The 12,343-nt window shown below is 41.5% G+C and carries 13 protein-coding genes; 6 read left to right on the top strand and 7 right to left on the bottom strand.

Annotation, left to right across the window (positions count from 1 at the left end; genetic code table 11):
• Positions 1 to 200 precede the first annotated feature (200 nt).
• The 4 genes from HWQ44_RS15805 to purS all read right to left on the bottom strand — a co-directional run bounded on the left by HWQ44_RS15805 (position 201) and on the right by purS (position 2,612).
• A complete protein-coding gene (locus tag HWQ44_RS15805; RefSeq protein ID WP_292720154.1) occupies positions 201 to 638 on the bottom strand; it encodes a hypothetical protein in 438 nt (145 codons plus the stop codon).
• 32 nt (positions 639 to 670) lie between these two features.
• Entirely contained in the window at positions 671 to 847 is a 177-nt protein-coding gene (locus HWQ44_RS15800) for a hypothetical protein (RefSeq protein ID WP_292720151.1), read from the bottom strand.
• Between the two features lie 715 nt (positions 848 to 1,562).
• Positions 1,563 to 2,240 (bottom strand): phosphoribosylformylglycinamidine synthase subunit PurQ, encoded by a 678-nt coding sequence (gene purQ, locus HWQ44_RS15795; protein WP_292720149.1) that lies wholly within the window; start codon positions 2,238 to 2,240, stop codon positions 1,563 to 1,565.
• Positions 2,241 to 2,333: 93 nt separating this feature from the next.
• Complete coding sequence (gene purS, locus HWQ44_RS15790; RefSeq protein ID WP_292720146.1) at positions 2,334 to 2,612, bottom strand: phosphoribosylformylglycinamidine synthase subunit PurS; 279 nt, start codon at positions 2,610 to 2,612, stop codon at positions 2,334 to 2,336.
• 144 nt (positions 2,613 to 2,756) lie between these two features.
• Between purS and HWQ44_RS15785 the strand changes: the two genes are divergently transcribed.
• Both HWQ44_RS15785 and HWQ44_RS15780 read left to right on the top strand, forming a co-directional pair.
• Positions 2,757 to 3,161 carry a Fur family transcriptional regulator gene (locus tag HWQ44_RS15785; protein WP_292720144.1) on the top strand — a complete coding sequence of 135 codons (405 nt, stop codon included), beginning with the start codon at positions 2,757 to 2,759 and terminating at the stop codon, positions 3,159 to 3,161.
• 60 nt (positions 3,162 to 3,221) lie between these two features.
• Complete coding sequence (locus tag HWQ44_RS15780; protein WP_292720141.1) at positions 3,222 to 3,458, top strand: type II toxin-antitoxin system Phd/YefM family antitoxin; 237 nt, start codon at positions 3,222 to 3,224, stop codon at positions 3,456 to 3,458.
• Between the two features lie 100 nt (positions 3,459 to 3,558).
• Here the strand turns inward: HWQ44_RS15780 and HWQ44_RS15775 are convergent, their stop codons facing one another.
• The 3 genes from HWQ44_RS15775 to HWQ44_RS15765 form a co-directional block, all read right to left on the bottom strand.
• Positions 3,559 to 4,128, bottom strand: coding sequence for a Uma2 family endonuclease (locus HWQ44_RS15775; RefSeq protein ID WP_292720140.1), 570 nt, complete (start codon positions 4,126 to 4,128; stop codon positions 3,559 to 3,561).
• A gap of 184 nt (positions 4,129 to 4,312) precedes the next feature.
• Positions 4,313 to 5,320, bottom strand: coding sequence for an SPFH domain-containing protein (locus tag HWQ44_RS15770; RefSeq protein ID WP_292720137.1), 1,008 nt, complete (start codon positions 5,318 to 5,320; stop codon positions 4,313 to 4,315).
• Positions 5,321 to 5,447: 127 nt separating this feature from the next.
• Positions 5,448 to 5,882 carry an NfeD family protein gene (locus HWQ44_RS15765; protein ID WP_292720135.1) on the bottom strand — a complete coding sequence of 145 codons (435 nt, stop codon included), beginning with the start codon at positions 5,880 to 5,882 and terminating at the stop codon, positions 5,448 to 5,450.
• A 234-nt stretch (positions 5,883 to 6,116) separates the two neighbouring features.
• On the opposite strand from HWQ44_RS15765, the gene HWQ44_RS15760 reads away from it, so the two are divergent.
• The 4 genes from HWQ44_RS15760 to HWQ44_RS15745 all read left to right on the top strand — a co-directional run bounded on the left by HWQ44_RS15760 (position 6,117) and on the right by HWQ44_RS15745 (position 12,214).
• Entirely contained in the window at positions 6,117 to 8,093 is a 1,977-nt protein-coding gene (locus HWQ44_RS15760; protein WP_292720132.1) for a protein phosphatase 2C domain-containing protein, read from the top strand.
• A 406-nt stretch (positions 8,094 to 8,499) separates the two neighbouring features.
• Positions 8,500 to 9,969 (top strand): AAA family ATPase, encoded by a 1,470-nt coding sequence (locus tag HWQ44_RS15755; RefSeq protein WP_292720129.1) that lies wholly within the window; start codon positions 8,500 to 8,502, stop codon positions 9,967 to 9,969.
• A gap of 22 nt (positions 9,970 to 9,991) precedes the next feature.
• Entirely contained in the window at positions 9,992 to 11,641 is a 1,650-nt protein-coding gene (locus HWQ44_RS15750; protein WP_292720126.1) for a WD40 repeat domain-containing protein, read from the top strand.
• 6 nt (positions 11,642 to 11,647) lie between these two features.
• Positions 11,648 to 12,214 carry an AAA family ATPase gene (locus tag HWQ44_RS15745; RefSeq protein WP_292720123.1) on the top strand — a complete coding sequence of 189 codons (567 nt, stop codon included), beginning with the start codon at positions 11,648 to 11,650 and terminating at the stop codon, positions 12,212 to 12,214.
• Positions 12,215 to 12,343 lie beyond the last annotated feature (129 nt).

The raw sequence follows: 12,343 nt of genomic DNA, 5'->3' as shown, positions 1-12,343 counted from the left end.
TTCGTGTAATTAGCAATTTATCAAGTCAGTTTGGATAATATCGTGATTATAGATACTAGAATGAAACCATTAGCCTTAAACTTGAACTTAGCAAAACCTACACCAAGAAAAGCTACTTCTGTATTTTGCTAGCAAATATACAGGAAGCACTCTCGGAGTTCAATAAAGCCATTCGCCAAAAATATCAGCGTCTAGCTATACTAAGCTTTTTGAGAAAGAATCAAATTCAGTATATTCAACTCATTGGAACTTAAAATATACTTTTCTGTAAAAACTTTTTGCCTAACTTCTTGCAGGCTATAACTTCTAAAAACAACAAAAGGAAAATCTTGATACTTGTGACCAATAGGCAGAATATTACCAACAGGATACAGCAAGCGGATATATATAGCTAGAATATCTCGAAAGCTTTGGTCTTCTGGTTCTTCAGGTTCATTGGCAAAATATTCACTCATCACATCACCGCTAATAAAAGCAAATAATGGGAAGGCATAATATTGATCTAAATGCTGGCTGTTCTGCTCAAGTCGCTGTGTTTTCTGTAGACCATCCCTCAGCTTATTCACTAATTCTATGGCATCTTTGATAGCAAAACGTAAGCTTTCTGGATAAGATTTACGATGGCTAATTTGCTGCACATTCCGCCATAGTTCTTCATTGGCATAGTTTGCTATATGGCCAGCCGCATTTGATAAGTTTCCTCTAAGGTGTTATTAGCAATAGGCACTACTAGCAGACTATATTCTAAGTCTTCTTTTTCTGCGGAACTCGCACCTGCAAATTTAACTTTCATATAGTTTTCTAAACCCTTTCGTAATTCTGCATCAAAATCACGGTTTTTCTGCACAGAAATAGTTAATTTATGAACTTTCAGCAATTCTCAATTTTTAGGAGTTTTTTTATTAAAAGTTAACCGTTGCTTTTACAGGTTTTCATAAGAAATAAAAGGATAGGTAAAGTCTAAGTTGGGTGTTTTACCTTTAAATGTTGACAAATCTGTAATTAATTTGTTAACAAAGTCCTCTATTGATTCACTATTTTATAGTGATGATTTTAATAGTTTGTTGACACAATCTTTAATTGCGCGAATTTGAGTACGAAACTTATCTTCAGATCCTGGGCTAATATTTACTGTGGCAGTACGTACACTATTAGCAGATGCTCCCAAGGGATTTTCTATCTGTAAATTGGCAACTTCACTAGCTATGTTGTCAATATCGATCTGTAAATGCTTACCACCATTAGAAATTTTAAATATTTTCTGATTTTATTTCTGTAAAACTAATAATATTTTTGCTAATAAATCAGTATAATCTACATAGTTTAAATCTTGTCCAACTGTTATCCTATTCACTTTTTTAACTCCTAAGCGTTATCAATAATACTCGTGATAATTATTTAGTATAAATCTTCTCATTAGCTGATAAAATTTGAAGCTTAATAATTGTTAATAGACACAGTTTGGTAGGTAAATTATGATAAATCGCCGTCTGTAGAAGATGTTCATCTATCTTTCAGACAGCGATCGCTCTTTAACCCAATTTATTCGCCTGATATTTGCTCTACGCTAATGCCGCTACCTTATCTAACAAGCCTTGAAACAACCTCAAGCCATCACTACCCCCCAGCATTGCGTCTGATGCCCTTTCTGGGTGCGGCATCATCCCCAATACATTGCCTCGACGATCGCAAATCCCGGCAATATTGTTCAGCGAACCGTTGGGATTTTCGCCTTCATAGCGGAACAAGACTTGCCCGTTATCTTCCATTTCTGCGAGAGTGGCTGCATCGGCGTAGAATCGCCCCTCTCCGTGGGCTATGGGCAAAGTGATCACTTCACCAGTGCTATAAGCTTGTGTCCATGAGAGATTAGTCCGCTCAACTTTCAAAGGGACGCGATCGCAAATAAAATGCAAATCCCGATTTCTAGTTAACACCCCCGGCAAAAGTCCGACCTCAGTTAATACCTGAAAACCATTGCAAATACCGAGGACAAACTTACCTTTTTGGGCGTGTTCCACAACCTGCTGCATTACGGGTGAAAAACGCGCGATCGCACCGCAGCGTAAATAATCCCCGTAACTAAAACCACCAGGAATGATCACGACATCCAAATCAGCAATGTCTGTTTCTTGATGCCAAACCATGCGAGTCGGTTGTGAGAGCAAGTCTCTAGTTACATAAGCAACATCGCGATCGCAATTAGAACCGGGAAAAACAACAACACCGAATTTAGTCATTAGTCAAGGGGAGATGAGGGGGATGAGGGAGATGAGGGGGATGAGGGAGAAGCAATGCTCAATGCCCAATGCCCAATGCCCCATGCCCAATCCCTAAAATACCCCAGTTTGAGTTTCGACCTCAATCAAATCAAAGCGGTAATTTTCAATTACGGGATTTGATAGCATTTGGTCGCAAATATTATCGAGGTCTTGACGGGCTTTCTTCTCATCAGTAGAGGTGATGGTGAGTTCAATGTACTTGCCAATCCGCACCTGGTCAACGTTCTCGTATCCCAGTTGCTTAAGACCAGATTGTACAGCGACACCAGCGGGGTCTAAAACTGAAGGACGAAGGGTCACGAAAATTTTGGCTAGATACTTGGTTTGCACGGGCTTTTTCTGAATGCTGCGATCGCTATACTATAACTTTCTGCTCCAACTGAGTGAAAATAAGATTACGAAGCGGTTAAAGTTAATTGACCAATTAGCCCATCTAACAGCTTCAACTACAGTGGCATATTTAAACAATTGTCTATGAGAGCTATACGCACCCGCAGTCAAGAGCGTATTTTCAACTTACTGAAAACGATCAAAAAAGGCATTTCTGCCCAGGATATTTACGTAGAACTACGTAATACCAATCAGAGCATGGGTTTAGCGACAGTTTACCGCTCTTTAGAAGCCTTAAAACTCGAAGGCATGGTACAAGTGCGGAATTTGGCTAATGGTGAAGCCCTCTATAGCCTAGCGCAGCAAGACAAACACCACCTAACTTGCTTGCAATGTGGTGTCTCCATTCCGATTCATCAATGCCCCGTTCATGACTTAGAAGATCAGTTAGAATCCAGCCATAAGTTTAAAGTTTTTTACCACACCCTAGAGTTTTTTGGGTTGTGCAGTCAATGCCAGGTAAATCAAGCTACTGAGATTGGTCAGTAGTCACCCAATCTTATGTTTTCTGCACGCGAGCTGGTTAAGTCTAACTAGAGGAGTAATGAAGTGTTGAGAATTAGCGTTGAAGAAGCAGCTATAAATTTAAAATCTCTCTTAGAACGAGTAGCTAGGGGAGAAGAAGTAATTTTGCTAGAGCAAGATAAAGCTGTAGCTCGTTTAGTTCCTCCGCTACAAAAGGAAGAACGATTAGCAAGTATGAAACAATTTCGTGATTCTCTTACGATTAAGGGTGAATCATTGAGCCCAACTGTCATCAATGCGCGTATAGAGGAACGTCATTGATTTATTTAGATACAAGCGTTATCGCTTCTTTGTATTGAAGAGAAGCTTTAAGCGATGCAGTTGAACAATTACTACTCAATGAAACTGAAGTAGGTTTGATTCAAACAAAACTCAACCAACTAAATACATCTGCAACTGTTAGTTGCCAATTTTCTAAAATATTTAAAACGGGTAAAATATCTTGCTTTTCTTTTAATTCTGGTAATTTGTTGGGTTCAAAAATCATAATTGACTCATCAGCAGAATCGAGCAACCAACCTAGCTTTGCTCCATTCTGAATAGAAAATGTAATTTTACTGATAACTCGGTTGGGTGATTGTTCTGGTGAGAGAATTTCGATTATCCAATCTGGAGGAATCTCAAATTTATTTGTCATTTTCCCATTAGGAAGCAATGGAATTCTTTGCCATTCAAACACAGCAATATCTGGTACTATTGAACGACCTTCAAATGTACAGCGTAATTCAGGAAAGGCATAAGCTAATTTTTGTAGTTTTGCAACTTGATTTATGGCAGAAGCTAATTCAATTTGTAATGTACTGTGTTCTCCTTGTGGCATAGTTTTTTGATATATTCGCCCGTTAAAATACTCGCTTGCTGGTTTTGTCTCTGGTAGTTTTAAGAACTCTTCTAAACTTAATGCTGTGGTTGGCTGAATAGATAATGTCATAATTTACAATTTATCAAAACTTGATTATTTGATCGCGAAAAGAATTAGACAAGTAATGCGACACCGAACAGCCCATCGTAGACATCGCATTCCCTTTACTAGCCATTGTAATTTTATCGAATAGTCATTAGTTATTGGGAAGAGACAAGGAAGAAACTTGTCCCCTTGTCCCCACTCTGTACTCTTAACTAGAACGATTATTTTCCAATCCTGGGATTTGCTTAGAAAACAATTCGTTAGAGTCAACTTGACCATTTGAGATAACTGAGCGCATACCCTCGAAAGCAGCAGGAATAGTGCGCGGATCTATAAACAAGACCTTGCTGCTATCGCTTTTACCAATTGTCGCGCCCATATCCAAATAGCCCAAGGCAAATAGAACTTCTACTGCTTTATTGGCATTGGGATTTGTCTGGAGCTTTTGGGCAATAATTTCTGCTGATTCTGCGATCGCCTGGGCTTTCAAAACTTGCTGCTGACGTTCCCCTTGAGCTTTCAAAACGATCGCCTTTTGTTCAGCTTCTGCTTGCAGAACTGTCGATTTTTGACGAGCTTCGGCATCTAATATTTGCGCTTCAGCCTTACCTCTAGCACTATTAACAGCAGATTCGCGTTCGCCCTCAGAAGTTAAAATTGCTGCCCGTTTGCGTCGTTCTGCCGACATTTGCAATTCCATCGATTCTCGCACTGCCTGAGACGGAATAATATCTCGCAGTTCTACCCGTGTAACTTTCACACCCCAAGGATCGGTAGCAACGTCCAAATCTTGTAATAAAAGTTCACTGATGTGGGAACGAGCAGTAAAGGTTTGATCCAACTCCAGTTGTCCCATTTCGGCACGAATTTGAGTCAGCACCATGTTTACCATTGCTGACTGGAGATTTTCTACCTTGTACCAGGCTTTTTCCATATCCACAATGCGCCAGTAAAACACTGCATCTACCTCAATGCCAACGTTGTCACGAGTGATACATTGTTGAGGAGGAATATCTAAGACTTTTTCTCGGATAGTTTCTCGATAGACAACTCTATCTAGGAAAGGAACGACAAAGTTTAGTCCTGGTTCCAGTTTTTTGTTATAACTACCCAATCTTTCCACCAAAGCTTGATTGCCCTGATTGACAACTTTTACAGAACCTGCGACGGCAGAACCACCAAGAGCTAAAAATACTAGTAAAAAAAACTGTTCCATTGTGAATCTCCTAATTTTTAATAAAGAGAGTAGGGAATAGGGAATAGGGAATAGGGAGTTAGGAGTTAAGAGTGGGAGAGATTAGAAAATAGAGATTCATTTCTTCCCCATGCCCAATGCCCATTAACTAAGAATTCAACAGATTTTCTGGTATCACAATCAAAGTAGTACCTTCCCTCCTAACCACATAAACTCTTTGATGGGGTGGTACGGTGAATTTGTCATCGTCACATCGTGCTTGCCAAGAATTTCCCTCATACAGCACCCGCCCTGTTTTCCCAGGCAGAATCTCTGTTAAGGTTTCAGCTATGACTGCATCCCGAATTTTCGATTTGCGTTGTCTTGGTTGCAAAAACCGACGAGAAAGTACGATTAGTGCTGTGGAAAGCAACAGCCAAACCACAATTTGCAACCATACACTTCCCAAACCCACTCCAGACAGCAGCGCCACTACAAAAGCGCTAATTCCCATCATGAAGGCGACAAACGCCGATGGTAAGAACAGTTCCATTAAACACAGAACTGCTCCTGCCAGAAGCCAGATTAAGGTAAAACTTGGCATAGCGTCATCCTAGTCTCTACATTGACGTAAATGCATTTCTACGATTAGATACAGCCAGACGTAAGTTATTTACAGAAAACAAAACTTGGTATTTATACCAATAATTTTGATTAATTTCAGTAACAGGGTGTAGCTAGCGGTACACAAGTCCAGTTTATTCTAGGCTTCAATTCATTGCCAGCTAAAATTAATCGAAGTTCATGAGTTGATTAGTTTCTTATAATTTATACCTTTATGATTTCTACTCAACTGATTATTTTTTGTATAAATCCACGCTGTAATAACCCCATTAATCCGATGGGAGATAGCGTTTGTGCCAGTTGCCAAACTCCTTTAGTTCACCGTTATTTGTGGGCGACTGGCTCATTGTCTGCTCAAATCTCACCAGGTACAAAGGTTGCAGATAGGTATGAGGTAATTAAGCAGCAGATTTGGCTGGATACTCAACCGGGACTACCGCCAGATGTTCCTGAAGAGTTGCCCACAGCAGTAATTCCTTATCTACGGTTATATCAAGAGCGGTTGCATCTGCCCCAGGCTTATGGGTTTGCTAGTAACCTTGAGGAAGATGAAGATACAACTGATATCCTCTTATTGGAAAATGCGCCGATAGATAAGACAGGAAATATCTATCCAACTATTGTTGAGGCATGGGAGCAAGCCACAGCAGTCCGACAAGTTTATTGGCTGTGGCAAATTCTCCAACTTTGGACACCTTTATCAGAATTGGGACTTAGCCACAGTTTATTGCTAGCAGACAACTTGAGAGTCCAAGGTTGGTGTGTGCGACTGCTGGAACTCTACCAAACACCAGCAGATGAGAAGCTAAGTTTACAAAATCTGGGCGAGTGTTGGCAGTTTTGGGTAGTGTCTGCAAAGGCATCAGTAGCTAAAGGCTTACAAAACATAGTCCAGCAGATGTGTGAAACTGAGATTGAGTTAGAGGCGATTAATATTCAACTCAATAATTTACTACTAGCAGCTGCGGCAGAATTGCCATTAGTCTTGAAGGTGGCAGGCTCTACAGATATTGGCCCAATTATGGCGCAAAATGAAGATGCTTGCTACCCCAATACTTTGAGCGATTTAGATGAACCTTTATTGCGCCACTTGTCGATTGTTTGCGATGGCATTGGCGGACATGAAGGCGGCGAGGTTGCTAGTCAGTTGGCTGTGCAGTCTATAAAATTGCAAATTCGCGCTTTACTAGCTGAGGTGACAGAACAAACTGGACTTGTACCACCAGAGTTGTTGCAGGAACAATTAGAAGCAAGTTTACGGGTGGTAAATAATCTGATTTGTGCCCGCAACAATGAACAAAAACGCCAAGGTAAAGAACGCATGGCTACAACTATTGTTATGGCGCTGCAAGTTCCACAACGAGTGCAGACAAGTACTGGCTGGCAATCAAATAATACCCATGAACTTTACTTGGCTAATGTTGGCGATAGCCGTGCTTATTGGATTACTCGCAATTATTGCCAGCTACTGACAGTAGATGATGATGTGGCAACGCGGGAAGTCCGCTTTGCTAAAAGCTTGTATCGAAAAGCGCTATTTAGACCAGATGCTAGTGCCTTAACTCAAGCATTGGGGACAAGGAATTCAGAATCTTTGCGTCTTAAGGTTCAGCGATTCATTGTGGAAGAAGATGGCATCTTGCTACTGTGTTCTGATGGTTTAAGTGATAATAACTGGGTGGAACAATCTTGGCAGAATTATGCAATACCCGTATTAACAGGTCAACTGACAATTGAAGATGCTGTTCGCAACTGGATTAATCTGGCAAACGAAAAAAATGGGCGTGATAATACGTCGGTTGTTCTCACTTATTGCCGTGTCTCTCCAGAATACATAGTACCTGTGACTCCGGCGTTGCCAGAAGAGATTATAGAAGCGGAAATACAAGAGGAAGAAGAAGAACTACAAGAACCAACCTCTTTTACAGAAAGTTCGCAAACTTTGCTAGATTTGGATCTAGATTTGGGTATTCCAGAGGAACCAATTCTCAGCCTAGATATTCCACCAACCTTAATTACAAAACCTAATCGGGGTAAACGTTTGGTAATGCTGGGGGGAGTGTTAGCGTTGCTTGTGGGGGGTACAAGTCTGGGATTATTTGCTTGGTGGCAAATTAATCCTCAAGGATTCCAGCAGATGTGTCGGCAACTTCCTCAAAGAGTGCAGCAACTTTGTTTGCCTGGGGAATAGGTTATACCGAAATATTGTAATGTTGATGAGGAATATTACAGTATTGATAAGGAATATTGTAATGTTGATGAGAAATATTACAATGTTCTTTATGAATGTCGTAATGTTGATGAGGAATATTGCAGTATTGATAAGGAATATTGCAATGTTGATGAGAAATATTGTAATGTTACTTATGAATGTTGCAATGTTTGGGAGAAATATTGCAATGTTGACAAGAACAACTTTTACATTCAGAGTGACAGAGAATAAAGTGGCGATCGCTAATGAGTCAATGTAGGTTAGCGATCGCACCACACATAACTCTACGTCACATCTTGCACCAACGTGGGAACTAGCAAGCAATGTAACTCAGTAAATATGCGATAAGGTAAGGGTATCACAACCTGCTCCCACCACAGGAAAGATGGATATTAACTTCTTAATTAAAGCTATTGCTGCTGCTAGTGTTTCCCCAATCATAAATACAGTTCAGCATAACAGAACTGTAGTTGAAATTAAAGAGAAGTTAGGACTTAATTCAGCACAGCCTCCAGAAAAGTTTGACGATGTTTATGTTCATGCTTTAGTAGAGTATGGTTTTAGTAAACCTCAGTTTGAGATGAACCTGAGATTTTTTGACAATAAAAAAGTAAGAAAGGTTTTTTCAAAAGCTTTTTCAAATAAACCATTAGATTTTAATCACCAAGAATGGAGTCTATTAAGAGGTGAGGCACAAAAAGCCAAAATAGATGTTTCGCAGGTTCAGGAATTCTATCAAGCTTTTGTCAATATAGCAAAACGCTCTATTAATCCAGGGCAACTTATAACTAACGTAGAACTTCAAGAACACCTAAATAAATTTACAGAACCTACAGAACAGCCTTCTTATCCAGATGAGTTTAAAGCACTAATTGAAGAAAAAACTAAGGCATTTTGCGGACGGGTATTTGTATTTAATGAGTTTAATGATTTCCTCAAAAAGCATCCCAAAGGTTATTTTACCGTGATTGGGGATGCGGGTATGGGGAAAAGTGCGATCGCAGCCCAATCCGTCTCTAAATACAAAGCTATTTGCTACTTCAATATTCGGGCAGAAGGTCGCAACACACCAGATCAATTTCTGCAAAGTATTCGTCACCAACTGATTAATCGCTATCAGTTACAGAATGCAGACAATGATAATTTACCTACTTTGCTGACGAAAGTAAATGAAAAGCTGGCGGCTGGTGAACCCTTGGTAATTGTAGTTGATGCACTTGATGAAGTCGAACAACCAGGGTCAGGAAATCTTTTAGATTTACCCAAAAATTTGCCAGAGAGGATATATTTTCTGCTAACTAGGCGACGCTATGCACAAAATGAAAAGCGCTTGTTGACTGAAGAAGTTCCAGAGCAGCAGTTAGATTTAACAGCAAATAAGTATGAGGTTTGGAATCGAAAAGATGTGAAAGAGTACATTAGTACATTTATTAATGATGAGCCAGAGCATCATGGTCTGAAGGCATGGATTCAAAAACGCAACATTCAGCCGCCATATTTTATTGAGCAGGTAGCACAAAAAAGTGAAAACAATTTCATGTACCTGTACTATGTCTTACCAAGTATTGCTAGAGGAGATTATCAAAACTTAAGTTTAGAAGAATTACCTGAGAAACTTCAGGGTTATTATGAACAGCATTGGAAGCAGATGAAAATGGATACTCCAGACAAGCGGACGAATGCGATTATCCTCTGTGTACTGGTTGAGGTAGGTAAACCGATTTCCTGTGAATCCATTGCCCGCATCACTGGCCGAGATGAATATGATGTCTTGGAGCTTTTGAGTAAGTGGCTGGAATTCTTGAGAAAACAAAAACAAATTCTAGAAGACTACTATTCAATTTATCACCAATGACAGGACACTCAAACTCTGGAATTTGGAAACTGGGGAGGATGAGCGGACTTTTAATGGTCATAGCGACTCGGTAACAGCAGTAGCCCTCACCCCCGATGGCAAGTGGGTGATTTCTGCTTCAAATGACAACACACTCAAACTCTGGAATCTGGAAACTGGGGAGGATGAGCGGACTTTTAATGGTCATAGCGACTCGGTAACAGCAGTAGCCCTCACCCCCGATGGCAAGCGGGTGATTTCTGCTTCAGATGACAGGACACTCAAACTCTGGAATTTGGAAACTGGGGAGGATGAGCGGACTTTTAATGGTCATAGCGACTCGGTAACAGCAGTAGCCCTCACCCCCGATGGCAAGCGGGTGATTTCTGCTTCACTTGACAACACACTCAAACTCTGGAATCTGGAAACTGGTCAGCATGAGCGGACTTTTAATGGTCATAGCAACTCGGTAAGAGCAGTAGCCCTCACCCCCAATGGCAAGCGGGTGATTTCTGCTTCAAATGACAGGACACTCAAACTCTGGAATCTGGAAACTGGAGAGGATGAGCGGACTTTTAATGGTCATAGCGACTGGGTAAGAGCAGTAGCCCTCACCCTCGATGGCAAGCGGGTGATTTCTGCTTCAAATGACAACACACTTAAACTCTGGAATCTGGAAACTGGGCAGCATGAGCGGACTTTTAATGGTCATAGCGACAGGGTAACAGCAGTAGCCCTCACCCTCGATGGCAAGCAGGTGATTTCTGCTTCAAATGACAACACACTCAAACTCTGGAATCTGGAAACTGGGGAGGATGAGCGGACTTTTAATGGTCATAGCCGCGTGGTAACAGCAGTAGCCCTAACCCCCGATGGCAAGCGGGTGATTTCTGCTTCAAATGACAGGACACTCAAACTCTGGAATTTGGAAACTGGGGAGGATGAGCGGACTTTTAATGGTCATAGCGACTCGGTAACAGCAGTAGCCCTCACCCCCGATGGCAAGCGGGTGATTTCTGCTTCAGATGACAGGACACTCAAACTCTGGAATCTGGAAACTGGGGAGGATGAGCGGACTTTTAATGGTCATAGCGACTCGGTAACAGCAGTAGCCCTCACCCCCGATGGCAAGCGGGTGATTTCTGCTTCAGATGACAGGACACTCAAACTCTGGAATCTGGAAACTGGGGAGGATGAGCGGACTTTTAATGGTCATAGCGACTCGGTAACAGCAGTAGCCCTCACCCCCGATGGCAAGCGGGTGATTTCTGCTTCACTTGACAACACACTCAAACTCTGGAATCTGAAAACTAGGCAGCATGAGCGGACTTTTAATGGTCATAGCGACTGGGTAAGAGCAGTAGCCCTCACCCCCGATGATAAGCGGGTGATTTCTGCTTCAGATGACAGGACACTCAAACTCTGGAATCTGGAAACTGGGGAGGATGAGCGGACTTTTAATGGTCATAGCGACTCGGTAACAGCAGTAGCCCTCACCCCCGATGGCAAGCGGGTGATTTCTGCTTCACTTGACAACACACTCAAACTCTGGAATCTGGAAACTGGGGAGGAAATTGCCACTTTTACAGGAGAAGCTCCATTTTCTTGCTGCGCTGTTGCACCGGATGGGGTGGCAATTGTGGCTGGAGACTCTTCAGGAAGAGTACATTTTTTACGGTTGGAGAATGTCTAATAAAATATGAACACTTCACCTCGACCCCCAACGCCAATCAATTCCCCCTCCTACCCAACTGAATTTCAACAAATCATTCTCGAAAAAAGTCAAAACTTTGTTGGTCGCGCCTTTGCCTTCACCGCTATATCCAACTTTCTCCAGCATTGCGATCGCGGTTACTTTAGCATAATTGGCGCACCCGGTAGCGGCAAAAGTTCCATCCTTGCCAAGTACGTCACTGAAAATCCCCACGTTCTCTATTACAACGCCCAACTCCCAGGCAAAAATCGCGCTGAGGAATTTATTGCTACTATCTGCACGCAAATCGCCCAGACATCTCAAGAAACCTCTCTACCTTCCCTACTTCAGCAAGTCAGCGACAAGCTAGAACCTCAACAAAAGTTTATCATTGCTATTGATGCCTTGGATGCTGTTAACCGCACCAACCAAACCCCAGGCTCAAATCTCTTTTATCTTCCCAGATATCTCCCGCGTGGTGTCTATTTCCTTATTACCCGCCGTCCATACGTGCGAAAACAATCTGGTTTGTTGATAGAAGCACCTTCCCAAATTCTCGACTTAGCAGAATAAGTAGGTGGGCATAAAAAAACCAGACTATGTAAAGATAAGTAAATACAGAGAATGCATCGACATGAGGTGACTTATATATGGGCGCTCGTTTAAGAGTATTTCTAACTCGTGAGCAAGATCAAACTCTGT

This window comes from Nostoc sp. JL34 (assembly GCF_017114945.1).
Taxonomy (GTDB): Bacteria; Cyanobacteriota; Cyanobacteriia; order Cyanobacteriales; family Nostocaceae; genus Nostoc.
This window is presented reverse-complemented; position numbering and strand designations above follow the sequence as displayed.

Excerpts from the sequence above, each read along its gene's own strand:
- purQ (WP_292720149.1), bottom strand. The coding sequence starts at position 2,240 with ATGACTAAATTCGGTGTTGTTGTTTTTCCCGGTTCTAATTGCGATCGC.
- HWQ44_RS15785 (WP_292720144.1), top strand. The coding sequence starts at position 2,757 with ATGAGAGCTATACGCACCCGCAGTCAAGAGCGTATTTTCAACTTACTG.
- HWQ44_RS15775 (WP_292720140.1), bottom strand. The coding sequence starts at position 4,128 with ATGACATTATCTATTCAGCCAACCACAGCATTAAGTTTAGAAGAGTTC.
- HWQ44_RS15770 (WP_292720137.1), bottom strand. The coding sequence starts at position 5,320 with ATGGAACAGTTTTTTTTACTAGTATTTTTAGCTCTTGGTGGTTCTGCC.
- HWQ44_RS15765 (WP_292720135.1), bottom strand. The coding sequence starts at position 5,882 with ATGCCAAGTTTTACCTTAATCTGGCTTCTGGCAGGAGCAGTTCTGTGT.
- HWQ44_RS15760 (WP_292720132.1), top strand. The coding sequence starts at position 6,117 with ATGATTTCTACTCAACTGATTATTTTTTGTATAAATCCACGCTGTAAT.
- HWQ44_RS15755 (WP_292720129.1), top strand. The coding sequence starts at position 8,500 with ATGGATATTAACTTCTTAATTAAAGCTATTGCTGCTGCTAGTGTTTCC.
- HWQ44_RS15745 (WP_292720123.1), top strand. The coding sequence starts at position 11,648 with ATGAACACTTCACCTCGACCCCCAACGCCAATCAATTCCCCCTCCTAC.